This window comes from Arthrobacter bambusae, from assembly GCF_022606295.1.
GTDB classification, from domain to species: Bacteria; Actinomycetota; Actinomycetes; order Actinomycetales; family Micrococcaceae; genus Arthrobacter; species Arthrobacter bambusae_A.
In genome coordinates this window covers 113,056-138,388 of the sequence record NZ_JAHHZS010000004.1, presented here as the reverse complement: position 1 = coordinate 138,388, position 25,333 = coordinate 113,056, and the positions used below count along the sequence as shown (strand labels likewise).

The window sequence follows — 25,333 nt, the reverse complement described above, 5'->3', positions numbered from 1 at the left end:
ACACCACAGGGACACGGCAGCCGCCAACAGGGACGTCACTGCTAACGCCGGCTACTTCGCGATTGGCAGATCCGCTGTTACAAGTGCTGTTCAGCGGAGCCAATCAACGTTCACCGGCGCCCAGTTGTCTATGCCGATTCTATCGTGACTGAGCGCAGTTCCTCGCAAAACCCGGCCCATATGCTCAGGAAAGTAGCTGTAGGAGGCCGTGGGCCCCATCTGCAAGGTGCCAAAACGGCCCCCTCTAGGGAGCTATACGGTCCGGGGAGGTTTCTCGCCCCTGTGCGCCCTTCAAGCAGAATGCGCCGGCGAGGGTGCACGGAAGTTACCCGTAGGTATCCCGGGGGCCCCGCCCATTGACGCTTCGGCCGCCCTTGCGCCAGCTCGGCGCGGTGGGTGCGAGAACCTGGATGGACGTCACCACTCCTTCTCCGAGTTCCCTTCGGAACATGTCCAGGAGGCTGGTGCTCAGGAGCCTGAGCTGGGTTGCCCACGCGGTGGAATCGCAGCGGACATGGAGCGTGGTGTCGGTAAAACTCTCAGGAGTGCAATGCGCGGAAATCTCCGGTCCCACCAAGGCATCCCACTCAGCCATCACGGAACCAACTGCCACTGGAGAGGTCCAGCCCCGTTCCGCCACGAGCCTTCCAACGACTTTCCCCAGGCCAAGCGGATCCCTGCCGCTGCCGTGGAATTGGCTGAATCCGCGGGTGTCGCGGACGCCCTTGCGTTTGGGAGCGGCACCCGTCCGTGGGGCGGCGCGGCGGATTTCGCCCCGTGCAACGGCCGCTTCCCGCATCCGGTTCAAAGCTGATTGGGCAGCATCAATCTCGTCGGGGTCCCTGCCCGGCTGGCGTCCGCCGGGGCTATCCTTCTCCATCAATGCCTCCGGGCACAACCTTCACGCGTCGCCCCGCCAGTTCCTCGGGAATGTCCGCGTCGACGGCGGCCGTCACCAAAACCTGTTCGGCGCCGGCCACTATTGCAGCCAGTTTACGCCGACGCTGTACGTCCAGTTCGGCGAACACATCGTCGAGAATGAGGATCGGAGCAGAACCGCCGGTACGCGTGTCGTCGAGCATGACGTAGTACGAGGCCAGGCGCAGGGAGAGGCACATGGACCATGTTTCGCCATGGGAGGCATAGCCTTTTGCCGGTGCCTGGCCCAGAACCAGTTCGAGTTCGTCGCGATGGGGTCCCACCAGGGAAATTCCGCGTTCCAACTCCTTGCGGCGCGAGGCCGCGAAGGCCTGGATGTAGCGCTCCGTGAGCTGATCCACGGACAGGGAGCGCAGGTCCTCCACCCCCTCTGAACCTTCAGCGGGACGCTCGGCAGGACCGCCGTCGTCGTCGAGCACGCCCTGGATGGTGGAGCGGTAGACCGCGCCTGCTTCCTTCGATCCGTCCGTCAGTTGCGCGTAGGCGTTCTTGAGGTGGGGACGGAGCCGTTCCACGAGTTCCAGCCGCGCATGCAGGAGCTCCGCGCCGGCCCTCGCCATGTGCTGGTCCCAGACATCGAGCGTTGCCTCATGGCCCGAGGTGAATTTCCCGGCGCGGGCCGATTTCAACAGGGCATTGCGCTGTTTGAGCACCCGGTCGTAGTCGGTGCGGGTTGCCGCATGGACAGGCATGAGGCTGACCAGCAGTTCGTCGAGGAAGCGCCGGCGGTTGGACGGATCACCCTTGACCAGGGCAAGGTCCTCGGGCGCGAAAAGCACCGTCTGGCAAATGCCCAGGATGTCGCGGGCCCGGGCAGGATTTCCGCGGTTGATCCGGCCCCGGTTGGCACGGCCGGCATTGATTTCGAGTTCGACTACCGTCGGTTGTTCGCCCCGGACAAGCTTCGCCCGGATCAACGCGCGGTCCGTGCCGAAGCGCAGGAGAGGCGCATCGGTACTGACGCGGTGCGAGCTCAGGGTAGCCAGGTATCCGATGGCTTCCATGAGGTTCGTCTTGCCGATGCCGTTGGACCCAACCAGGACCGTGACGCCGGGGCCAAGCTTGAGGTCAACCTGCGCGTAGCTGCGGAAATCGGTCAGCGAAAGATGTTCGAGGTACACGCGTACTGCTGGTCGGCCGGGGCCTAGTTGGCCGGACGGGTGGCGTGTCCGCCGAACTGGTTGCGCAACGCAGACACCATCTTCATGGCCGGTGAGCTGTCCTCGCGGGAGGAGAAGCGGGCGAAGAGCGCAGCGGTGATTGCCGGCGCGGGAATCGCGTTGGCTATGGCTTCTTCCACCGTCCAACGGCCTTCGCCCGAGTCCTCGACGTAGTCCCCGATGGACGCCAGGCCCGGGTCTTCGTCCAATGCTTTGACCATGAGGTCCAACAGCCAGGATCGGACGACCGTGCCCTTTTGCCATGCCCGGAAGGTACCGGGAAGGTCCTTGATGATGTCCTTGGCCGCGAGCAATTCGTAGCCTTCGGCGTAGGCCTGCATCAGACCGTATTCGATGCCGTTGTGGACCATCTTGGCGTAGTGGCCTGCCCCCACGCCGCCCACGTGGACGAAGCTGTCGGCACGGTCGCCTTCGGGGCGAAGCGCATCGAATACCGGCATGGCGAGTTCGATGTCTTCGTCCGAGCCGCCTGCCATCAATCCGTAGCCGTTCTGCAGTCCCCAGACGCCTCCGGAAACCCCGCAATCGGCGAAACGGATGTCCTTGGAGTCCAGGAACGCCGCGTGTTTCTGGTCTTCGGTGAAGCGCGAGTTGCCGCCGTCGATCACCATGTCTCCGGCCGAAAGCTTCTCGCCGAGTTCGCTGATCACAGCGTCGGTGATATCTCCGGAGGGCACCATGACCCAGACGAGGCGCGGCGTCGGAAGGGCAGCAATCAGCTCGTCAACGGAGGCGACGTCCGCGATGTCCTGATTGCGGTCAAAGCCGGTGACCTCGATTCCGCCTTTGCGCATGCGTTCCCGCATGTTGAAACCCATTTTTCCAAGGCCGATCAGTCCGATGTGCACGGTGTGAACTCTTTTCTGCGTTGGTGGTTGTGGTATTGACCCGACTGACTCGCATTTGATGTCGTTTTGAGCGCCCGGAACGACAACTAATGTCAGCTAGTTGGGGAGGCGGACGGGCATCACGAGGTAGCGGTAGTCGCCCTTGTCGTCGCCGTCGGCGTCAACCTGGGCGGTGATCATGGCCGGCTTGGGCGCCGTGGTGAAGGAGAAGCGTACGAACTTGGTCTCGATCACGCTCAGGCCCTCCACGAGGTAGTGCGGGTTGAAGGCGACAGTGATGTCTTCGCCGCTGAGCTGGGCTTCCAGTTCCTCGGATGCCTGCGCGTCTTCGCCGGTACCGGCGTCGAGGTTCAACTGGCCCTGGGTGAACGCCAGGCGGACCGGGGTGTTTCGCTCCGCTACCAGGGACACGCGGCGAACGGCTTCAACGAGTTCCTGGGTTTGGACCGTCGCGTGGATCGGCGTGGAATCCGGGAACAGGGACCGGATCTTGGGGTAGTCGCCGTCGACGAGCAGGGACGTGGTGGTGCGCCCGCCGCTTTCGAAGCCAATCAGGCGGCTGTCGTCGTCTGCGAGGGCGAGATGGATGTCTCCGCTGCCGCCCAGTGTCTTGGCCACTTCGTTGAGGGTCTTCGATTTCACCAAGGCGCTCGTGGAAATTCCCGGGGTGACGGGCTTCCACGGTACTTCCCGCATGGCCAGGCGGTAACGGTCAGTGGCGAGGAGGGTGATCATGTCATCTTCGATTTCCATCCGGACACCGGTGAGGATCGGCAGGGTGTCATCCCTACTGGCAGCGATGATGACCTGCGAAACGGCCTGCGCGAAAGCGTCGCCGGGCAAGGTTCCACTGATGGCGGGAAGTGCCGGAAGCGGCGGGTATTCGGATTCCGGCATCGTGGCGAGATGAAAGCTGCTTCGACGGCACGTCAGCGTGACTTTGCTGCCATCGGTTTCGATGTCGACAGGAGCCGACGGCAGGCTGCGGCAGATATCGGCCAGGAGGCGTCCGGAAACCAGGATGGTTCCTTCGGTGGTGATGTCAGCCGGGATCTCGAGACGGGCGGAGGTCTCGTAGTCGAAGCTCGAGAGACTCACTGTTCCGGCTTCTGCCTTGAGGAGGAGACCTGAAAGTACCGGGACGGGCGGCCGCGGAGACAAGGACCGGGCTGTCCATGTGACGGCTTCTGCCAGGACATCCCGCTCGACTCTGAACTTCACGGAAGGGTGCCGCCTTTCATTGCTGCTGCCAGTGTTCCACCGGAAACTCCCCCAGGAGCCCGGAAATCCAGCGTCCGGAACCCGAAAGCTGCATGGTCCGCAGGGAGCGAACTACAAAGCAGCACCAAGGATGGACGCGATGCAGACAGCTTAGCCGGAAGTTCGGGCATTAACCCATCCCCGGCCTGCTGGCGCGTGGTTCGAAGCAGCCATGGGCTGCGTCGCTGGGTGGGCGGAAGGAGATTGTTATTTGAGGGAATTCATTTTTTTGGGATTAGTAGTGTTAATAACCCCTGTGGAAACTGTGGATAACCGGCTCTGGAGCCGCAGTTCCGGGGTTAAGCCCTGTTCACGACATGTGGGTGACAGGGGTTTTAAACAGGGTGTGGACGTGGATAACCCCCAGGGCCGTTTTTAACGATCCACAGACGGCTTAAGGGTTTTAAGCCCATTAACCGCGCTTGTCCCCTTAAGTATCCACAGGCTTATCCACATGTGCCTGTTAATAAGGTATGTAGTGGCCCGAGGGGATCGACTCAGGAATCGCGTTGCTGCTGCTTGATGCGGTTGGTCAGCTCGGTCACCTGGTTGTAGATCACACGGCGCTCGGCCATCAGTTCGCGAATCTTGCGGTCCGCGTGGATCACCGTTGTGTGGTCGCGGCCGCCAAGCTCCTGGCCGATCTTCGGCAGGGACATGTCCGTGAGCTCGCGGCACAGGTACATTGCGATCTGCCGAGCGGTCACCAACGTGCGTGTGCGGGACTTGCTGCAAAGCTCTTCCATGCTGAGCTTGAAGTACTCGGCCGTCTGCTTGAGGATCTGGTCGGCCGTGATCTCCTGGGCTCCGTCATCGGTGATCAGGTCCTTCAGCACCATTTCGGCGAGGGCCACATCGACGGGCTGGCGGTTGAGGCTGGCGAACGCGGTGACGCGGATCAGCGCGCCTTCGAGCTCGCGGATGTTGCTGGAGATCTTGGAAGCGATGTACTCCAAAGCGTCGTCCGGGGCGGACAATCCCTCGCTCTGGGCCTTCTTGCGGAGGATCGCGATGCGGGTTTCGAGTTCCGGTGGCTGGATATCGGTCAGCAGGCCCCACTCGAAACGGGACTTCATGCGGTCCTCGAATCCGGCCAGCTGCTTCGGCGGGAGGTCCGAGGTGATGACCACCTGCTTGTTGTTGTTGTGCAAGGCGTTGAAGGTGTGGAAGAACTCTTCGAGCGTCCGGTCCTTGCCCGCCAGGAACTGGATGTCGTCAATCAGGAGCACGTCGACGTTGCGGTACGTGGTCTTGAAGCTGGCGCCTTCGTCGTCGCGGATGGAGTTGATGAAGTCGTTCGTGAACTCCTCGGAATTCACGTAGCGCACCCGGATTCCGCTGTAGAGCCGGCGGGCGTAGTGGCCGATCGCGTGCAGCAAGTGGGTCTTGCCGAGCCCGGAGTCACCGTAGATGAACAGCGGGTTGTAGGCCTTGGCCGGTGCCTCCGCGACCGCGACGGCGGCGGCGTGGGCGAAGCGGTTGGAAGAACCGATCACGAAGGTGTCGAAGACGTACTTCGGGTTCAGCCGGCCGAATTCGTGCGAAGTGCTCGGCGGAGTGGGCTGCGGCTTCAGTTCCACGGCGAGGTCGTTCGCGGAAGAGAGTTCGACGGCGGGGGCCGGCTCTTCGTGGATGGGCACCAAATCCGTGTCGACGTCGATCGCGCACCGGATGTCGTCGGAAAAGACGCTCCGGAGGGCGTCATCGAGGGCGTCCTTGACTTGCGTCTGGAGAACCTCGCGGGTCAGTTCGTTGGGCACGGCCACCAGGAGGGTGGAACCGATCAGGCCTTGCGCCTGCGCAAGGATAACGAAACCACGCTGCCGGGGTGTGACGCGATCGTCTTGTTCCAGCAGGCTCAGCACCCGCCGCCAGGAACTTCCGACCGTGTTGGCGTGGTTGGCTTCGTCTACCGTCATCAATTGGTTCCCTCGAGTGCTTGCTTGCCTGGATTGCGGCAGCCGAAGGTCCGTGGCCGATCAAAGGGCGTGGATTCCGAACCGAATCCACAGGGTTATGCACAGTCCGTGGATAATCGGCTACTGAGACACTCTAGGGGATGGAAACTCCAGAAGATAGCTGGGAACAAGCTTGTGGATAATTACACCGTTGTGGTTCTGAAACGGGGCCTGTGAGCCACTTCATCCACAGGCTGATGCGTGTACTTAGCCACAGCTGGGGATAACGGGCACGACGGCTCCCGGTTTGACCTCGGGGGTCTTTTTGCCCTAACGTTGTGAAGTCCTATGTGTCCGCTTTTTGACCACCCGCACCTCCGGTAAATCCGGCGTTGGGCGGCGGCGGATACTCAATAAACTTAGCGTCGGCCAGTTCTTCCCCTTTTGATCGGGTGGGCGCACCTTTGATCCACTGGAGTAACTAACGTGAGCAAGCGGACTTTTCAGCCGAATAACCGCCGTCGGGCCAAGAAGCATGGCTTCCGCCTTCGTATGCGCACCCGTGCCGGCCGTGCCATTCTGGCCGCCCGTCGTGGCAAGGGCCGCGTCGAACTGTCGGCCTAAATAACTGACTCGTCGGTCAGCCTTCCAAGCGAGTCACTAGGTGCTAGCCACCCGTAACCGTCTGCGGACTTCTACCGACTTTTCAACAACTGTACGTTCCGGCGTCCGCAATGGACGCCGGAACTTAGTGTTATATACGGCACCTATCGGTGCCGGCGAACCGAGCCGCATCGGCTTCATCGTTTCCAAAGCTGTCGGGAACGCTGTGACCAGGAACCTCGTTAAGAGGAGACTGAGAGAAGCAGGTGCTTTGTCTTTGAATAGGCATGGCACGGGTCTTGCTGTGGTGGTCCGGGCGTTGCCCGCGGCCGCTACGGCAAGCTGGGACCAGCTGCTGACGGATTACAACGCCGCCTTGGCGGCAACCACGAAACGGCTCGGCGGATCCTCTCCGCGGGTTGTTTCGCCCACCCAGGGCACCACAACGGAAGGGACACCGCGTGCATGAGCTGAGCTCCGCCGTCGTCCGTTTCTTTAGAGTCGCTCCGGGGATCCTCGGAACTTTTCTGTGGGAGCTGCCGCGCAACGTCCTCATCATCTTGCTGAAGACGTACCGCAGGATCATTTCTCCCTTATATGGCCAGGTGTGCCGGTTCTTCCCCTCCTGCTCGGCTTATGCCCTCGAAGCGGTGACGGTCCATGGTGCCGTCAAGGGAAGTTGGCTCGCGGTGCGGCGCCTTGCGCGTTGCCACCCCTGGAACGCCGGCGGCGTGGACCACGTCCCCGCCGGACATCGTCATTGGCCCGAAGGCCAGACGCCCACAATTGTTGTACTGAACAACCCGGACCAGTTCCTGGCTGTGTGGTCTGATGAAGACGGTCGCCGCACAGCGGCCTGAGGAAATAGGGAAAACGTATGGACATCTTTGGAACAATTCTGGCCCCGTTCAAGTGGCTAGTGTCCGCGATCATGCTGGGGTTCCACGACGGGCTGAGTTTCATCGGCCTGCCTCCGGAGAACGGCTGGACTTGGACTCTGTCCATCATTGGCTTGGTGCTGGTGATCCGTGCTGCCCTGATCCCTGTCTTCGTCAAGCAAATCAAGGCACAGCGCGGCATGCAGCTGCTTCAACCTGATCTGAAGAAGATGCAGGCGAAGTACAAGGGCAAGACCGACCAGCTCTCCCGCCAGGCGATGGCGCAGGAACAGATGGCGCTGTACAAGAAGCACGGCACCAACCCGTTCTCCGCTTGTTTGCCAATGCTGATCCAGATGCCGTTCTTCTTCGCGCTGTTCCAGGTGCTCTCCGGTATCACCCAGGCCCGACAGGCCGGCACGGGCATTGGAGCCCTGAGCCATGAGCAGGTGGTGCAGTTCGACGAATCCAGCATCTTCGGCGCTCCCCTCTCCGCGTCCCTGCTTCACGGCGGCCCTGCAGGCACCGACCAGACGGTTGTCTGGGTCCTGTCCATCGTGATGATCCTGGCCATGACGGCGTCGCAGTTCATCACGCAGAAGCAGATCATGGCCAAGAACATGTCCGACGAGGCGATGGCCAGCCCGTTCATGCGCCAGCAGAAGATGATGCTGTACATCCTGCCGCTGGTGTTCGGTGTGGGTGGCATCAACTTCCCGATCGGTGTCCTGATTTACTGGACCACCACCAACCTGTGGACCATGGGTCAGCAGTTCTTTGTCATCCGCCGCATGCCGACGCCGGGTTCCCCTGCTGCGAGGGCCCTCGCTGAGCGTCGCGCCGCCAAGGGCTTGCCGTCGCACCCGCTTTTTGGCGGTAAAAAGGACGCCGACGTCGCTGCCGAGGTGGCCGCCGTCGAGGTCAAGGCACAGCAGCGCACCCAGCCACAACGTAAGAACAGGAAGAAGAAGTAATGTCTGTTGAAAGCACCGAAGAGGCAACGGCCGCTGCCTCCGCCGAGGAACTGGTAGAAGCCACAGTAGAAACTTCGGAAGAGGACGCTGCTGCCGGCAAGGGTACTTCCGTGAGCCGCCTCGAGGAAGAGGGCGACGTCGCCGCAGACTACCTCGAGGAACTTCTCGACATTGCCGATATCGACGGCGACATCGACATCGAGATCCGGAATGGCCGCACCTACATCTCCATCGCAGCCGAAGACGATTCCGAGGGGCTGGAGAGCCTGGTAGGCCGCGACGGCGAAGTGCTCGAAGCCCTTCAGGAACTCGCTCGACTCTCAGTGCTCTCGGCAACCGAGAACCGCTCGCGCCTGGTGCTCGACATCAACGGTTACCGCAAGGAACGTGCCGGCGATCTGCAGCAGATTGCCGAAAACGCCGTGGCGAAGGTCAAGGAAACCGGAGCTCCGGTGGCACTTGAACCCATGAGCGCGTACGAACGCAAGATTGTGCACGACGCTGTCGCGGACCTCGGTTTTGTATCCGAGTCCGATGGCGAAGGCGCCGGCCGCCACATCGTGGTTTCGGCCGACTAACGGATCATGGTTGAAATCACGGCAGCCGAACTCCAGGCAGCAGAGAAGATTTTCGGTGACCGGCTCGGTCTCGCCCAGCGGTACGTAGAACATCTGGCGACGTCGGGAACCGAGCGCGGGCTGATTGGCCCGCGCGAGGTTCCCCGCCTGTGGAGCCGGCACGTTCTCAATTGCGCCGTCATCGAATCGGTGATAGCCCACGGAAGCCACGTTGCAGACGTTGGATCCGGGGCGGGACTTCCGGGCTTGTGCTTGGCAATTGCGCGTCCCGATCTTGAACTCACGTTGATCGAACCCCTGGAGCGGCGGGTCATCTGGCTTCAGGAAGTAGTGGACGACCTTGGACTGGGCAACGTCACGGTCATGCGCACCAGAGCCGAACTCGCAGTGGGAATGGTCGACGCGGATGTCGTCACGGCGAGGGCGGTCTCTGCCCTGTCCAAACTCGCCGGACTGACCATACCCTTGCTTAACGGCAAGGGTGAAGTTGTGGCGATCAAGGGCCGCAGTGCTGCCGAGGAGATTGAGCAAGCAGCTAAAATCATCCGTAGGCTCGGCGGCGTGGAAACGTCTGTTGTGGTTTGCGGGCAGGAGCTCTTGGAGGAACCCACCACTGTGGTGAGGATCGTCGTTAACAAACAGCGGAAGATCGCCTAGCTTCGGCGCTGTGTCCCGCGTGTCCGCAACTGAGCGGTTAAGCTAGAGAACGGCAGCTAGAGCCGAATGAGAGTGAGAGTGTGACAGTGGGCAGTAGCGAAACCTCCACCCAGCGGATCCCGCCATTTATTTCCTTGGGGTCGGCTCGGGCCATGGCTGCACCCTCGGCATCCTTTGAATCTGCACTGATGCGCACGAATTCGGTTGCAAACGCCGCTGTTTCACGTGAAACCGTGATTGTCGGACATGACAACGTCATGGACTCCATTGATGATTCCAGCCCGATTGCACGCCAGCTCGCCAACGAGACCCGACGGCGTGAACGACTGGTGGGACGTGAGCTTCCCAAGCCGGAAAAGACCCGCATTTTCACGGTGTCCAATCAGAAGGGCGGCGTGGGAAAGACCACCACGACGGTCAATATTGCGGCAGCCTTGGCCTCCGCGGGACTCAATGTCCTCGTGATCGACATCGATCCTCAAGGAAATGCATCCACCGCTCTGGGTATTGAGCACCACGCCGACGTCGACAGTATTTACGACGTGCTGATCAACGACCTCCCGCTGCGTGACGTCGTGGCTCCGTGCCCCGATATCCCGAATCTCATTTGCGCGCCGGCAACCATTCACCTGGCGGGCGCTGAAATTGAACTGGTTTCCCTCGTTGCACGCGAGCAGCGTCTGCGCCGCGCCATCGATGTCTACTCGAAGGAACGCGCCAAGAACGGTGAAGGTCGCCTGGACTTCATCTTCATTGACTGCCCGCCCAGCCTGGGCCTGCTGACCGTCAACGCCTTCTGCGCGGCGAGCGAGGTACTCATCCCCATCCAGTGTGAGTACTACGCATTGGAAGGCCTGAGCCAGCTTCTCAAGAACATCGAAATGATCCAGAAGCACCTCAACGCCGATCTGGTCGTTTCCACCATTCTCCTCACCATGTATGACGGCCGCACCAACCTGGCCGCGCAAGTGGCTTCCGAAGTCCGCCAACATTTCCCGGATCAGGTTCTCGGCGCTGTGGTTCCTCGCTCGGTGCGCATCTCGGAGGCCCCAAGCTACCAGCAGACGGTGATGACCTATGATCCGTCTTCCAGCGGCGCGTTGTCCTATATGGAAGCCGCTGCGGAAATCGCCGAGCGCTAGACTTCCTTAATCACTGCAATATCCTTGGCGGGCTCTATTCTTGCCATTCCACCGGAGGGACATACTAATGAGCGAAAAGCGACGAGGCCTGGGTCGGGGTCTTGGGGCTCTCATTCCCAGCTCCGCTTCGGCTGGTGCATCGGGGAACGGCGTCCCGGCGTCCCGCCCTGTGGACCTCTTCTTCCCTGAGGCGCGGAAGGCACCGGAGACGGTGGACGCTCCCGAGGCGCCTGAAACGGAAGTAGCGAAGAGTTCCCCCTCGCGCGGCTCTTCGTCCAAGAGCACGACGGCGGCAAAGAGCCCTGCTGCGAAGTCACCCGCGGCGAAGGTCACCCCCGCGAAGACCACCGACGCTGACCGATCGGCCGGATCCAAGCCAGTCGGGGCCGCTGCTGCTACTTCAGGAGAGGCCGTGGCTGACTCGCTTCCCTCGGAATCGTCCGGGGTCCAACTGGTCGAGGTTCCCGGGGCGCGCTTCGCCGAAATCCCTGTCGGGGACATCCATCCCAACCGCAAGCAGCCGCGCAGTGTCTTCGATGAGGACGACATGGCGGAGCTGGTTCATTCCGTCAAGGAAATAGGCGTCCTCCAGCCAATTGTTGTACGTACTTCAACCGAAAAGGGTGGAGAACCGTATGAACTGGTGATGGGTGAGCGGCGATGGCGGGCAGTGCAGGCCGCCGGGCTCGAAACCATCCCGGCGATTGTTCGCGATACCACTGATGACGACCTCCTTCGTGATGCTCTGCTGGAAAACCTCCACCGCAGTCAGCTGAACCCTTTGGAAGAAGCTGCCGCCTACCAACAGCTCCTTGAGGACTTCGGTACCACCCACGAGCAGCTGGCCGATCGGATCGGCCGTTCGCGTCCGCAAGTGTCCAACACTCTCCGCCTCCTCAAACTTCCTCCGCTCGTGCAACGGCGCGTAGCGGCCAGCGTGCTCTCGGCCGGCCATGCGCGGGCATTGCTCGCTCTCCCGGACGCAGCCTCGATGGAGCGTCTCGCGCAGAAGATTGTCGCCGAAGGAATGTCCGTACGGGCCACCGAGGAAGCTGTCGCGTTGTACCAGGATCCTACGGTGCCGCCGAAGAACAGCATTCCGCGTCCCAACGCACGCCATGAGCGTCTCGACTACCTTGCTTCTTCACTTTCGGATCGCTTGGATACCAATGTGAAGATCACCCTGGGTGCGCGAAAGGGTCGCGTGAGCATTGAGTTCGCTAGTGTTGAGGATCTGAATCGCATCATGGATGTTTTGTCACCTGGGGACGAAAGCTAGTCGCTAGGTTTCCACGGAACCGGGGTTTGCTTCTCTCGAGGCAGGCCCCATTTTCGTTTAATGGTTTCCATGCGGCGCTTGCAGGGGTCCGTTTGGTCCTTTTTCGTTGCTCTCTCATAGAGGCCCGGCTCCCATGGTGCGCTCCCATGGCGTGTGCTGGTGGACTCGTTCCCTGGGGCCGGAGTGAGGCGTGGTGCTTTTGGGACGGTGTTTCACGTGAAACGGGCAGTCGTATAGGCCTGAGGTACTGGAAGATCAGTACCTTTTCGCACCCAACGGGGTCCCCCATGTCGCTCGGAGAAGCCAGTATCGAGTTCAGTTGGCCGCTGCTTTAGAAGTCGACACGATCGCGCATCGAGACGATGTCCCTTAACCTCGCGCTAGCCACCGTTGCCTCGTGGCTACATTCTTGATTCCTGCATTGACTAACAAGGTTTGCCCATGGTTGACGGTTCCCTTGATCCTCCGCATTCGAAGTTCGGGCAGCACGCGCAATTGTTTGCCAGAGAGCCTGACGTCAGCCATCCCGGAGGCTGGGCCTTGTTCTTTGAGTGATACATCTCCACAGACTTCTCGGATGATGCCTCTCGAGCGTGGGCAGCCTGCGAATGTTTCACGTGGAACAGCCGAGTCTGCCGACGTGTGCCGGGGAAATCCGTTTGACAGCGCGTGAATCTTCCGGTTGATGGGGCCAACTCTATGGATCGCCGCCAGGCTAGGTTTCACGTGAAACAGGAGCGGCGATGGAGTCCATCGCAATCGAGCCAAAGCTCGGCGTACCAGTAATTGGTAGTCAACTCGCAGTTCGGAGCAAATTCCCTGCAACGTGGCGGTGTGCCCTGGGCGCAAAGTAAACAGTTGCTCGGAGTATCGATGGTTTCAACTAGGCCATCTGCCCCTCCGGAACTCGAGCCCACCATTTCAGGATGCGGTGGCACATCACTTTATGATGCGGTGTGTCTTGGCCTGCTTGTGCTCCCCTTTCGGCGTTGGTTGCACCTCGACGGGCGTAACAGGTCCGGCCATCCCGCTGCGTGCGATGTTGCCAGGACGCGGGCCTTCCAGTTTCCAGCTAGTTGTTGGGTATCAGTACCCCAGCCACTGTCTGCTTTCACCTACGGTGGGCCGTACTCGGCGCGAATTCAGTGGCGGGTGCATACGTCTGTCTGCGGTCTTAGGGGGCTATCTGTGTGTCTGCGCCAGTGACAGCCACGAACCACCATTTCCCGGTGACCAAATGACGACGGGTGCGCCGAACCGAACGATGCCGAACATCTTCAGGATCTTATGGACGCGGTATTGGTCGACTTCGACGATCGTGTTGCGTTCCCGCCTTCACGGCGACATAGGACCGGCGGGTGGCAAACCGTTCCCTGAGCTCGTTTGAGTGTGGCAGTGTGGCAGTGCGGCTGGAAGGGAGTCCGCCTGGAAGGGAACAGATCCCTGGGAGCTCGATCGTCGTCCGGCTGCCGCGTGGCAACAGCCCCTGAGCTCGTGGATTGCGGCGAGGCGGCATGGCTTGGGCGATGTCCTATCCGGACTAGGAGCCCATTCCATCATCCATGTTCGGAGGCGTCCAAGACGGTTCGCGGGTCCCCCGGACCTTGTCATCGAATTCCAGAGCTCGGGAAGTGCGATTGGACCCCGAATAAGTCAGCACCGCAAGACGGCCTCAGGGAGAATCTGATCGAAGTCCTCCTGTGGACCACGGAACTCACAGGAGAGACTGGATCTCGTGGTGTGTGGTGTGTGGTGTCGGCACTGGCTCCAGTCGCCGGTGCCTGCGCCTACGCGGACTTAGGTGCGTGCCCCGACCGGCGTCTGGACGCAGCACAGAGGACCCCTGTACCTGGTGTGCCGACTTGCGGTGAACTTGGATCGAGCGGTGGTGGGACGCCGGCTCCCCCGGAGACGTCGTGCGACGGGATTGAAATCCTGGCATCCTGGCCGCGGTCGTCCTCGTGCCGCGCTGTCCTCAGGTGAGGCTCGCTTGCTGTACTGCTTGCCGGCGCGGCGACAAGCGCGCCGAGGATGTCCGGATGGCTCTCAGTCCTGGTTGGCAGCGCACAGAATCTCTTCATGGACACTCCACACACTTCGGTCTGCCGAATGATCCAGCCCACGGGGCGTCCGTGGCTGGGGCGTCCTGAGTTCGATTCCTGCAAAAGATTCAGAAGGGGTTCGTCTTAGCGGGCATCCATCCCCCGAGCTCCGGCTAGCTAAAGCGCGAGAGTTAGGAGGACCCGATGTGGCTTCGGCTGAGCTTGCCATCGGATCGCCGACGCTACAGGCCAATACTTCCACGGGCGGGCGGGGCGGTATCGACGAATCTGAACGCAGACGATCCGAGAAAGCTTAGCCGTGTGGAGTGTGTATCTCGCTGTTGAAAAGTCTGAGAGCAGCGGTGGATATCGCTGTGGATAACTTTGTTGATAATTCGGTGGGACTGCGGGAGCTCAGGCCTGAGCTCTGTGGGTATCTCGTCGGTCGGCGTCGGTATTCGTGTGGTCCTGAGGTCGCTCGCTGGCTCTGTTTCACGTGAAACAGAGCCAGCGCCTGTAGATCAACCAGATTTACCCCGTTTGGGACCAATATTGGCAGATTCACGGGCTTCTGAAAGCTTTCCGGTCCGTATCAAATCTGATCTCATCTGGCTGGCTAAGCTTTGCTGCGTTCCGCGCCGGACATGCTCCCCAACCGTCCGGGAGAAGCTAGTCGAAGTGGTTCTTTGCGCCCGTGGATATCGTTGTGGATAACCGTGTGTATAACTTTTGGCCGGTCGGTGGATATCCCTCCCAGCGAAGAGCCAGATGAAGTGGAATCTTGCCTCCATGTTCCTCGCCAGTGCCCGGCTCGACTCGGCTCGGCTTGGTGCTCTCGGGATCTTCTATTCCGCCTGCGCCCCGTGTGAGCGCTCTTGAATTCGACGGTCGCTGCATGTTTCACGTGAAACGCGACCGAATCGAAGGCTGCCGATCACCCGACACCTTCCACTGTCGGTGGGCAAGGGCCGGTGGCAACGACCGAGACCGGAGGACTCCAGGAGCGTGACTGCAGCGGGAGCGCCTGCTGACATTCGGAGAAGCACTGCTGGCATCTATTGGCCCGCGGGTTACCTAATCGGGCGCGGTTCAGTCACGCGGAAACGCGGTTGAGCCACTAGATTGCGGCCAGCCTTGGTTTCTAAATCCCGGACCGGGCGGCCGTGTAGGCATGTCGCTTCTCGTAGTTCAGCTTCGTTCATGAGGGTAGTCGGGCCAATCATTGCTCCCGGTTAGAGGGACCTCCTCCGTTCTCTTGGATTGAGCAGGCGCTCCAGATCGCCCCGTCTACCCCGGACAACCTCGCCAAAAGCAACCAACCCCACCTTGGCCGGTCGAGTTGACCTGCCTTGGGGTTCAATTGTTAGCGCTTCTCGCCTCGTTGCAGGAAGGGGCTTGTGTGAGGGATGCCCAGGGAAATTGCTGCCTCCAGGCTGATCATTTGGCGGCGCTCCGCCTTGCCGGACTTCTTGTCCCGCTGAGGCGGGCTTGAACCCAGGCTCTCGTGCTGGGAGGCAATTTCCGTGGACGTAGCTCTAGTTGCTCGTTTGAGACTCTGTCTCCCCCATTGCCATACGTCCACGATCCTCGGGTGCAGGAAGACGTCAGGGCCACCCCGGCGCGGCTCAGGCGAGTTTGTGTACGGGGAACCAATGCCCAAAGCTGTGGGTGGCGGGTTCAAGATAGCGTAGTCGGCTGAGTCGAGTCTGACTGCAAGACAGCCCGCCCAAGGTACTTCACCGTGTCGGCAGGGATCCTGGATGGGTACTCCCACAATCAGTCTGAATCCCTCGAACGGACCACGTGATTGCCTAACGGCCCGCTCTGGGACCACGTGCGCCGGCGAGCGAAGAAGGCCTGGCCGTCCTAGGGCCTGACATGTAGTGTGTGGCTGCGACACCTTTGTCCTGACTGTGCAGCCGCTGGCCTCAGGTCCTGCCGTCTGAGAGGGTCTGATGCCGCACACTTCGGCTCATTCAGCCACGTTCACGTCTACGCCGTTACGGATCGGCGTTACGGATCAATAGGGGGCTGTCGATAGAGCCACCCACAACCCGGCACCCATAGTCCGTCGACCTTCTCACGCCGTGAGGATGAAGGCGTCCACACGGCGCCTGCTCCCAAGCCTCACGGTGCCAAGGGGCCATTCCAAGGAACTGTATTGTGGCGCAGGGCAATGGCGAACTCCTCCCCCGATTGACGGCCAACAAGCGGCCTCCTCAGCCTCGATGCATGTCCAAGGGTTACTGGGATCGAAGGCTACTCGTGATGACGGACGGAGCAATGGACGGGGTGGGCCGCGTCCCAAGGGACGAAGCAACCTGAATTAATTGTTTACGGACCTATTAGTACTAACGGTCGGGCCTTCTGCCGGCCGACGTCGCCAGGCACTCGTTTGTCCGGTGTCCGGATAGCTTTACGCCTTGCGAGAGTTGCTGGTAGCCACTTGACGCGCCTGTCTGTCACGTGCCGACGGAAGTGTCCGTATTGATCGCAGGCCTGAAGAAGTGCCCGGCCGGCTCTCGGGACACCGCGGTGTTTCACGTGAAACATCGCTGATATGGGGATTTTCAATAGGACGTTCATCCCGTGCCAAGGAGGGTGGTTTGCGGCGACCCCCGGTGCGCCGGTCATGGCCTAGCACCGAACAAGCCGCGGCGTGGTTCTTGACGGGGGTTGATCGACCTGGAAAGCCGCAATGAATAAGGGACGACGCCCCGGCTCGGCGGCAAGCCGTAACCCCCGCACCCAGTAGTACCAGCGCGGTTTCACGTGAAACCGTCCAATCGCCACTGTCCCGCGATCTGCCTGCGCGAGGCTCAGGTCATCCAGCAATGAACCCGGCACCCAAAGCACTTTTACTCCCTCATCAACGAGCCGTGTTTCACGTGAAACAGTGCATGTGTTGAACGTATGGTTCGACCTGTTTCGAATTCAATAGCGAGGGATCGTGGGCTCCAACGCACGGGTAGCACGGTTTCACGTGAAACGACCGGATCACATACTTGCCCTTCGTATCGAACGTAGTGACTCGGCAGCCTGAATGGAATCTCCCTGCGTCCGCGGCGATGCATGAGTCAGTCGGGCGCAACTATTGCTTAGTAAACATTCCAGCATTCGAAGGCGGAATTAGTTCACCCACTCCGGCCCGTCTCCGGGGGCCGAAGTTTCAGTGGCCGTCTGGGCCGTTCCAGCGAAGAACTGCCCCTTTTGAAAGTGAAAAAGGTTCAGAAATAGGAATAAAAACCGAGACTGGCAGCGGGCGTTCACTGCGCCTCTCAATATCACCAGCCGAAACCACGAGGCTCGGGTCTCGAACTCAATAGCGTGTACCCAAAGACATGAAAAAGCCGGCGGTCTCGCTCAACAGCGAAACCACCGGCTCAATCGGGAAGCAGGCCTTACAGGCGCGCCGCATGTCCTAGGACAGGACGGATTCAAATTCCTTTTCGAAGAACTGCTTCGGCTTTGCACCGATAACTGTGCTCTTCACTTCTCCCCCGCTGAAGAGGTAAACGGCTGGGATGGACGTGATGCCGTACTCGGCGGCTATGGCGGGGTTGTCGTCGACATTCAGCTTGACGACATCGACCTTGTCTCCGTATTCAACCGAGATCTCATCGAGGATTGGACCCAACTTACGGCACGGGCCGCACCACTCTGCCCAGAAGTCCACAATGACCGGCTTTTCAGCGGCCAGGACGTCGGTGCTGAAACTGGCGTCGGTAACGTTTTTCGCGTTGCTCATAATTCTTTCCCTTCGAATGGATGGCTGCTGTGCCGGTTAGGCGTGCAGGTCTGCAAGATAGTGCTCGACGTCCAAGGCAGCGACACAACCGGATCCGGCTGCCGTGATGGCCTGGCGGTAGGTCGGGTCCACGACATCGCCGGCGGCGAAGACGCCCTTGATGCTGGTCTTGGAGCTGCGGCCGTCGACGGCGATGGTGCCTTCAGGAGCGAGCTCCAGTTTTCCCTTGACGAGTTCGGTGCGGGGATCGTTGCCAATGGCCACGAAAACTCCAGTGACGGCGAGCTCCGACTCGGTGCCGTCGACGAGGTTCTTCAGCTTCAGGCCAGTGACCTTGTCCCCGCCGATGACGTCCTCGACGGCGGTATTCCACACGAAGTTGATCTTTTCGTGGGCCTGGGCGCGGTCACCCATGATCTTGGAAGCCTTGAGGGTGTCGCGGCGATGTACCACGGTGACCGACTTGGCGAACTTGGTGAGGAAGAGGGCTTCCTCCATGGCAGAGTCGCCACCGCCGATCACTGCGATGTCCTGGTCTTTGAAGAAGAAACCGTCACAGGTTGCACACCAGCTCACCCCGTGGCCGGAAAGGCGTTTTTCATTCTCGAGGCCGAGCTCACGGTATGCGGAACCCGTGGACAGAATGATGGCGCGTGCCATGAACTTCTCCCCCGTGCCGATAGTCACGGACTTGATGTCGCCGTCGAGGTCCAGTTCGGTGACATCCTCAAACTGAATCTCCGTCCCAAAGCGTGCCGCCTGCTTTTCGAAGTTCTCCATGAGATCGGGTCCCATGACGCCTTCGGGGAAGCCGGGGTAGTTCTCGACGTCTGTCGTGTTCATCAGTTCGCCACCGGCCGTCACGGAACCGGCGATGAGAAGCGGGTTCATGTTGGCCCGTGCCGTGTAGACGGCCGCCGTGTAACCGGCAGGCCCGGAGCCTACGATAATGACATCACGTACGATGGACGCGGTGTTTTCTGCGTTGCTCACTGTTGGGTGAACCTCTTCCTTAATCGATGCACCGGTTCCTTGCGGCCGGCCACATGGCACAACCCTATGGCGGCGCGGAATATTCCGATGTTTCCGGGGACCCTAATATCCACCACCATTCAGGGTACCTTCTGGCAGTGCAGGGCATGGAAGCGAGAAGCGTCGGCTACTGGACCTTGATCTCCGCAAGGCGCAGGCCGTAGCCGTAGCGCGTCTTGGGGGCGGTCAGTTTGGGCAGGGCCTTGATGGAGATAATCACGTATTGGGCCGTTACAGGGGCACTGAGCGGCATGGTGAGCTCCGGTGAGGTGAAGCTGTTGGTGCCCACCAGCTTGGCACCGTCCAAGGCCGGACGATCATTGGTGTAAACGCTGATGTTTCCACCGGATGCGCCCAACTGGCTCAAAGTGACGGACGTCACCTGCGAGGGTGTCTTGAGCTTGACCAGCAGCGACACTCCATCGGGTGCGAGTCCACCCCAGTCCGCCGTGGCGAATTCCATGTCCGACCAGTAACTGGCGGCATTGCCGTCGTATGCCTTGACCAGGTCCTTGTCGTAAGTTGCTGCGAAATCGAAATCGCCCATACGGGTGACTCCATCGATGACCGGCGGCGCTGCGACCGGCGGCGCCGAGGCGGTACCTGTGCTGCTCGGCTGTCCAGTTACGGTTTGAGACGCCGAAGAGGACTGCTTGGCCGCGGGAGCCCCGCCGGGGATGAGGTTGCCGAGATTGGTGACAGCAAGGATCAAACCTACGATCAACACGGCGGCAAGGACCCCGCCTACGAGCCAACGGAAGGAACGGGGCTCGCGAACCGGCTCCTCGTCGTAATATTCGTCCTCGTCGAGGGGCCCTGCTTGCTCGCGCGCGTTCGACGGGAAGCTCGAGGCTCCCCGGCTGTATCCGGCGGCAGCCGCGGCCGCATCGCGGGAAGCGCCCGTGCCGCGCGCTCCGCCGTCGTCGTTAACGAAGCCATAGTCGTCCTCGGACCAGAGAGAGACTTTGGATTCCTGGGCCGGGGTTGCAGAAGTAGGCGCCTGAGGAGTGGATGCTGGAACAGCCTGGGTGGCGGGCGCCGCTTGGATTTGCTGGGGAGCGGTCCGGCTCGCCTCGGCGGTCGAAGTGGACGCGGGCCTCCCCGAAGGCGCGGCTTGGCCGTCGTCGCTGTTTGACTTGCCGCTGCCGTTTACGGCGGCCGCGGCCGCTGCGGCAGCAGCCCCTGCCCCCGCTGCCGCAGCAGCGATGCGGGAACCAAAGCCCCCGGAGGCCGACGCCGGCCGGCCAGCGGGCATGGGAGGAACCACCGGGCGGTGCGGGTCAGCGGCAGCCGGCAGCGATTCGCCAGCGGGATGGGGCTCGACCTCGTCGTAACTGATGTACTCGGCGTCGTGCTCGTCGTCGTCGTAGAGTCCGTCGTAGGTCTCGGGTTCGTGGGAACGGGCCTGGCCGAAGATCTCGCTGCCAAGCGTGTCCGTGAAGAACGGTTCGACGTAAGGAGGGTTGGTGGCCACCACCAGGTCCAGCAGGTCGGGCGCGCTGCTGTGGTTCGTAATGAGGTACGTGGTGCTGTCGCTGACCCCGAGGTCGAGGATCTGGACATGTCCGGGCCGTTCGCCGGTGGCGACCTCGCGGGCGCTCTTGGCAACCTGATCGGCGTTTCCGGGGCCAGCCACGAGGATGCTGACAGGCCTGTTGAGGACCTGGTCCATGCCGTCGAGCACCAGATCCTGGTCGTGCGAAGTCAACACGGTGGCTGTGACTTTGTAGCGGCCGCCAAGCACTGATCCGACATCGATCGGGTGGGACACGGGTTCCTCCTAAGACTGTCCGGAAGCTGCGGGTCCTGAATACGGGATCCGGCCAGCCGGGTGACCCGTGGTCTGCAACTACCTGTATTAGTTTCTGATCCTAGCTGATTGGGCCGTTCCGGCTCCCGGTTTGCGCGGATCCGTCACCTTTTGCGGCGTGATCCACCGCGGAAATAGGGGTTGTTTCCCAGTGTTCCCTGATAGGTGCGGCGACCGGGCAACGGGATCCCTGGGCGGCCTGCGCCCCGTTGCGCGGTGCTGGGGAGGTCTTCATCGGGCAGGTATGACTTCTCGACGTCGGACCAGGCATCCACCTTGTCCTTGCCCTCCGCAATGGCTCCATCGGCATCGCGGTTGTCATCCCACCCGTCCTTCGAAGGCATGGTCTGCACGGCCGGACCGGCGCGGAAGGATGCTGCGTCGAACTCCCCCGAGATGCGCGGAATGAGTCCGGTGTCGTCGGAAACCGTGGCGCGGGCCGCCGTCGGGGTCTGCTCTCCACCCGCGGACGGTGCTTTCGCAACCGGAACGCCCCGGCCGAGCCGGCCAAGCACCGGACGGAGCAAATCGCGGAGCTCACTGACGTGGAAGACGCGCAGCAGGAAAAGGTATGCAAGCAGCATGACGGGCCCGACGACGACCACCGTCACCAATGCGGCAGGCCGGCTGCTCCAGGCGAAGCCGTCGGCGTGATAGCTGCCCAGGAGCCACAGTGCCACGGCGCCGGCGATCGCCGAGCCCAACGCGGCGTAGCCCATGCGGATGTACGAGTTTGCGATGCGCGGACCGTCCACGTGGCCGAGAAGTCGTCGCAGGAACCAGACGCTGATCACCACGGAAAGGATGTTTCCGAGGGTATACAGGACGGCGATCGCGAAGATGATCCGCCCGACCGGCAGGAACTGGATGATGAACGCGCCCACAACGTTGACCAGCGCAAGGATGAGCTGGATGTAGAAAGGGGTCCGGGCGTCTTCATTGGCGTAGAAGACACGCGACATCATGAAGTTGGCGCTCATGAACGGGGTGCTCAGCGCGAGGATCGTCAGCGTCTGGGCGAGCATGACGCCGTCCTGGGGTTTCCCGCCGGAGAAGAACATGCCCAGCGGTCCGGCGAGGGCGAACAGGGCCAGTGCCCCGAAGACAGTGGCGACGGCCATGGTCCGCAGCCCGTGCGACAGGGCTTCGCGCAGTTCGGCTTTGTTGCCCGCCTGGGAGGCATGGGCCATCCGGTTGAACAGCACAGTGGCGAGCGACAACGCAATGATCGAGTGCGGGAGCAGGTAGAGCTGGCTGGCGACTTCCAGGACCGCGTTACCCGGGAGAGTGGCGGCCGCCGGGTCTTGCGCATGCTCCAGCCGAAGCCGCTCGGAGCCGGGAATCGTGGCGATCCTCATGACGTAAAGGAACGCGAGCTGCCCGACGGCGGCGGTCAGGAGCGTCCACACGCTCAGTTTCGCTGCCTGGCCCAGTCCGACGCCCCTCCAGCCGAAGCGGGGCCGGAGCCCGAGCCGCAGGCGGATCACCGGGACAAGGAGTATGGCGGTCTGAGCGAGCACGCCGACAGTGGAGAGGCCGGCGATCAGGAACGTCTGGACTGGCCCCCAATTGTCCAAGGTGTGGGGGTTGGTGTTGTTGGCGCCGAGGATCCAGATGAACATGCCCAGTCCGGCGATGGCCACCACGTTGTTCAAAATGGGAGCCCACATCGCGGGGCCGAAGGCACCGTTGGCGTTGAGGACCTGGGTCAGCAGCGCATACAGACCGTAGAAGAAGATCTGCGGCAGGCAATAGAACGCGAAGGTTACGGCCAGCGATTTCTGCTGGGGTGAATAGCCCTGGGTGGTGAGGTCGATGACCATCGGCGCGGCCAGGGTGACCAGGGTGGTCAGCGTCAAGAGAACCAGCACAGCGAGGGTCAGGAGCCGGCTGATGTAGTCCGCGCCGCGGTCCGGACCCTTGCTGGCTTTGATGATCTGCGGGACCAGCACAGCGTTGAATACGCCACCGGCCACCAGGAGGAAGATCAGGTTCGGCAGGTTGTTGGCATTGATGAAGGTGTCGTTGACCGTCGATCCCAGGCCCAGTGCGGCGCCAAGCATCCAGGTTTTGGCGAAGCCGAGGAACCGTGAAACAAGCGTCCCTGCGGCCATGACGGCGCTGGAACGGGTTTCTCCGGACTGGGGTGACTGGGTTGTTTTGGCGGCAGACATTGTCATTATCGTCCCATGAGCCGGGCTGCCTGTTGCGTCAAACCGGCGTCCGCCGGAAGGAAAGGCCCGCGTTAGAGGTGTTCGGGCAGGACTTCCCGGGCGAGATCGGCGATGCGCCGCTCATTGGGAAAGGACAATTTGCGGGCCAATTCCTGGAGGGGAACCCACGCGGCATCGATGGCCTCTTGGTCGGGATCGTTCTCGATGGTCAGCTCCCCGCCCGTGGCGCGCAGGAGGAAATGGTGCACGGTTTTGTGGACGCGGTGCCCGCTCACGGTGAACCAATAGTCGATGCTGCCGAGCGGAGCGAGGACGTCGCCCTCGATTCCGGTTTCTTCAGCGATCTCGCGGACGGCTGCTTCCTCGTTGTTTTCCTTGCCCTCCGGATGCCCTTTCGGCAGGCACCACTCGAGCCGGCCACCCCTATTAAGGCGGGCGATGATCGCAACCCTTAGTTCGCCGTCGGACGTGTCTACGACGACGCCGCCGGCAGAGACTTCCTCCACCGTCGGAAGGGCGGCCTGGGCCGGGTGCGGAGCGGGCGCGACGTGGGCACCAATTGCCGACGGCAATGGTGCGTTCGTCCTCCTGCCAGGAGCACTCGGGATCGGGTTGGCCATGAAGTCCACTCTAACGACTCTTGCCCGTTGGTGATGACCGGGACATGGACTCACGGTGACGTGCGGATGGCGTGAGACCGTGATCCCGGTGTTGTTCCCACCCAATCGCAGCGCAATGACGAGGATCCGGTGTGATGGCGCGGTGAAATCTGACAAGCTTAAGGAACTATGGCGCAAGTATTGGACAGTTCTTCAGTTAATTTCCAGATGGATCCAGTGGTCCTGGACCTCGGTCGGCGTTTCGTGGACGCTGGATTCGAACTGTCGCTGGTTGGCGGGCCGGTGCGGGATCTCTTCCTCGGACGTGTCTCGCCGGACCTGGATTTCACCACTGACGCCTCTCCGGACCAGACCCTCTCGATCATCAAGAGGTGGGCCGACAATTTCTGGGAAATCGGACGCGCCTTTGGAACGATCGGGATGAAGAAGTCCGGCTTCCAGATCGAGATCACGACCTACCGCGCCGAGGCTTACGACGCCGATTCCCGCAAGCCCGCGGTGGCCTTTGGCTCGTCGCTCCTGGACGACCTCCTGCGCCGCGACTTCACCATCAACGCCATGGCGCTCCGGCTGCCGTCGCTGGAACTCGTGGATCCTTTCGGCGGGGTCCGCGACCTCCACGCCTCGGTCCTCGCCACCCCGGGAGCACCCGAAGCGTCATTCTCCGATGATCCCCTTCGCATGATGCGTGCTGCCCGTTTCGCCGCGCAGCTCGGCGTTGCCGTGCACGACGACGTCCGCCTCGCCATGTCCGGGATGGCCGAGCGGATCAAGATCATTTCCGCCGAACGCGTGCGCGAGGAACTCGTCAAGCTCATTAACGGTGCGCACCCGCGTGCGGGCATCGACCTCCTCGTGGAAACCGGACTTGCCGAATTCGTCCTCCCCGAGGTCTCCGCGCTGCGCCTTGAAGCCGATGAGCACCACCGGCACAAGGACGTCTACCAGCACTCCTTGCAGGTCCTGGAGCAGGCTGCGTCGCTTGAGACGGGCCCGGACGGCCCGGTGCCGGGTCCGGACTTTGTGTTGCGCTTCGCCGCGCTCATGCACGACGTCGGGAAGCCGGCGACGCGCCGTTTCGAACCGGGCGGCGCGGTGAGCTTCCGCCACCACGACATGGTGGGCTCCAAACTGACCGCAAAACGCATGAAGGCCCTGCGCTTCGACAACGACACCATCAAGGCCGTGGCGCGGCTCGTGGAGCTTCACATGCGTTTCTACGGTTACGGCGACGCCGGCTGGACCGATTCCGCCGTCCGCCGCTACGTCGCAGACGCCGGCCCCTTGCTGGAGCGCCTGCACCGGTTGACCCGGTCCGACGTCACCACGCGTAACCAGCGCAAGGCCGAGCGGCTCTCCTTTGCTTACGATGACCTTGAGCAACGGATCGAAGTCCTGGCCGAACAGGAATCGCTCAATGCCATCCGGCCGGACCTGGACGGAGCGCAGATCATGGATTTGCTGGGACTCAAGCCCGGACCCGTGGTTGGCCGCGCCTACAAGTTCCTCTTGGAGGAGCGCATGGAAAACGGTCCGCTGTCCCAGGAAGAGGCCGAGTCCAAGCTCCTGGGATGGTGGACCGGCCAACCCGAGTCCGCCGTCGAACTTTCATCGGAACCAGCCGTCGATGCCAAAGCAGGCACCGCCGAACCAGAGGAGTCCTAAGTGAA

General features: G+C 61.7%; 19 protein-coding genes. 9 read left to right on the top strand and 10 right to left on the bottom strand.

Features of this window, described 5'->3' with window-relative positions; genetic code table 11:
• Positions 1 to 325: 325 nt before the first annotated feature.
• The 5 genes from KNN17_RS04285 to dnaA form a co-directional block, all read right to left on the bottom strand.
• On the bottom strand, positions 326 to 880 hold the full coding sequence (locus KNN17_RS04285) for a DUF721 domain-containing protein (RefSeq protein ID WP_241707637.1): 555 nt from the start codon (positions 878 to 880) through the stop codon (positions 326 to 328).
• The gene (recF, locus tag KNN17_RS04280; protein WP_241707636.1) at positions 867 to 2,060 is read right to left on the bottom strand and encodes a DNA replication/repair protein RecF; all 1,194 of its coding nucleotides are present in this window, start codon (positions 2,058 to 2,060) and stop codon (positions 867 to 869) included. Before recF ends, KNN17_RS04285 begins: the two co-directional genes overlap by 14 nt.
• Positions 2,061 to 2,083: 23 nt before the next feature.
• Complete coding sequence (gene gnd / locus KNN17_RS04275) at positions 2,084 to 3,004, bottom strand: phosphogluconate dehydrogenase (NAD(+)-dependent, decarboxylating) (RefSeq protein ID WP_139359626.1); 921 nt, start codon at positions 3,002 to 3,004, stop codon at positions 2,084 to 2,086.
• A gap of 60 nt (positions 3,005 to 3,064) precedes the next feature.
• Positions 3,065 to 4,189 (bottom strand): DNA polymerase III subunit beta, encoded by a 1,125-nt coding sequence (dnaN, locus tag KNN17_RS04270; protein ID WP_078107067.1) that lies wholly within the window; start codon positions 4,187 to 4,189, stop codon positions 3,065 to 3,067.
• A gap of 536 nt (positions 4,190 to 4,725) precedes the next feature.
• A complete protein-coding gene (dnaA, locus tag KNN17_RS04265) occupies positions 4,726 to 6,147 on the bottom strand; it encodes a chromosomal replication initiator protein DnaA (RefSeq protein WP_078107068.1) in 1,422 nt (473 codons plus the stop codon).
• 465 nt (positions 6,148 to 6,612) lie between these two features.
• Here dnaA and rpmH point away from each other — a divergent pair, with 465 nt between their 5' ends.
• From rpmH to KNN17_RS04225, 8 genes are all read left to right on the top strand, one after another.
• Positions 6,613 to 6,750 (top strand): 50S ribosomal protein L34, encoded by a 138-nt coding sequence (gene rpmH / locus KNN17_RS04260; RefSeq protein WP_011776797.1) that lies wholly within the window; start codon positions 6,613 to 6,615, stop codon positions 6,748 to 6,750.
• A gap of 40 nt (positions 6,751 to 6,790) precedes the next feature.
• Entirely contained in the window at positions 6,791 to 7,198 is a 408-nt protein-coding gene (rnpA, locus tag KNN17_RS04255) for a ribonuclease P protein component (RefSeq protein ID WP_078107069.1), read from the top strand.
• Entirely contained in the window at positions 7,191 to 7,589 is a 399-nt protein-coding gene (gene yidD, locus KNN17_RS04250) for a membrane protein insertion efficiency factor YidD (protein ID WP_370873887.1), read from the top strand. Before rnpA ends, yidD begins: the two co-directional genes overlap by 8 nt.
• A gap of 17 nt (positions 7,590 to 7,606) precedes the next feature.
• Positions 7,607 to 8,581, top strand: coding sequence for a membrane protein insertase YidC (yidC, locus tag KNN17_RS04245; protein ID WP_078107071.1), 975 nt, complete (start codon positions 7,607 to 7,609; stop codon positions 8,579 to 8,581).
• On the top strand, positions 8,581 to 9,159 hold the full coding sequence (locus KNN17_RS04240; RefSeq protein ID WP_078107072.1) for a Jag family protein: 579 nt from the start codon (positions 8,581 to 8,583) through the stop codon (positions 9,157 to 9,159). The genes yidC and KNN17_RS04240 overlap by 1 nt, the downstream gene beginning before the upstream one ends.
• A 6-nt stretch (positions 9,160 to 9,165) precedes the next feature.
• The gene (rsmG, locus tag KNN17_RS04235; protein ID WP_241707635.1) at positions 9,166 to 9,816 is read left to right on the top strand and encodes a 16S rRNA (guanine(527)-N(7))-methyltransferase RsmG; all 651 of its coding nucleotides are present in this window, start codon (positions 9,166 to 9,168) and stop codon (positions 9,814 to 9,816) included.
• 86 nt (positions 9,817 to 9,902) lie between these two features.
• A complete protein-coding gene (locus KNN17_RS04230; protein ID WP_241707634.1) occupies positions 9,903 to 10,958 on the top strand; it encodes a ParA family protein in 1,056 nt (351 codons plus the stop codon).
• Positions 10,959 to 11,025: 67 nt separating this feature from the next.
• Positions 11,026 to 12,237 carry a ParB/RepB/Spo0J family partition protein gene (locus tag KNN17_RS04225; protein WP_241707633.1) on the top strand — a complete coding sequence of 404 codons (1,212 nt, stop codon included), beginning with the start codon at positions 11,026 to 11,028 and terminating at the stop codon, positions 12,235 to 12,237.
• A gap of 5,463 nt (positions 12,238 to 17,700) precedes the next feature.
• On the opposite strand, the gene trxA is transcribed toward KNN17_RS04225, so the two are convergent.
• The 5 genes from trxA to KNN17_RS04200 form a co-directional block, all read right to left on the bottom strand.
• Positions 17,701 to 18,027, bottom strand: a complete 327-nt coding sequence (gene trxA, locus KNN17_RS04220; protein ID WP_078107075.1) for a thioredoxin — start codon at positions 18,025 to 18,027, stop codon at positions 17,701 to 17,703.
• 36 nt (positions 18,028 to 18,063) lie between these two features.
• Entirely contained in the window at positions 18,064 to 19,020 is a 957-nt protein-coding gene (gene trxB / locus KNN17_RS04215; RefSeq protein WP_241707632.1) for a thioredoxin-disulfide reductase, read from the bottom strand.
• Between the two features lie 166 nt (positions 19,021 to 19,186).
• Entirely contained in the window at positions 19,187 to 20,830 is a 1,644-nt protein-coding gene (locus KNN17_RS04210) for an ABC transporter substrate-binding protein (protein WP_241707631.1), read from the bottom strand.
• A gap of 143 nt (positions 20,831 to 20,973) precedes the next feature.
• Entirely contained in the window at positions 20,974 to 23,043 is a 2,070-nt protein-coding gene (gene murJ / locus KNN17_RS04205; RefSeq protein WP_241707630.1) for a murein biosynthesis integral membrane protein MurJ, read from the bottom strand.
• A 71-nt stretch (positions 23,044 to 23,114) separates the two neighbouring features.
• Positions 23,115 to 23,615 (bottom strand): NUDIX hydrolase, encoded by a 501-nt coding sequence (locus KNN17_RS04200; RefSeq protein ID WP_241707707.1) that lies wholly within the window; start codon positions 23,613 to 23,615, stop codon positions 23,115 to 23,117.
• Between the two features lie 216 nt (positions 23,616 to 23,831).
• Between KNN17_RS04200 and KNN17_RS04195 the strand changes: the two genes are divergently transcribed.
• Positions 23,832 to 25,328: a CCA tRNA nucleotidyltransferase gene (locus KNN17_RS04195; protein ID WP_241707629.1), complete on the top strand. Its 1,497-nt coding sequence runs from the start codon at positions 23,832 to 23,834 to the stop codon at positions 25,326 to 25,328.
• Positions 25,329 to 25,333 lie beyond the last annotated feature (5 nt).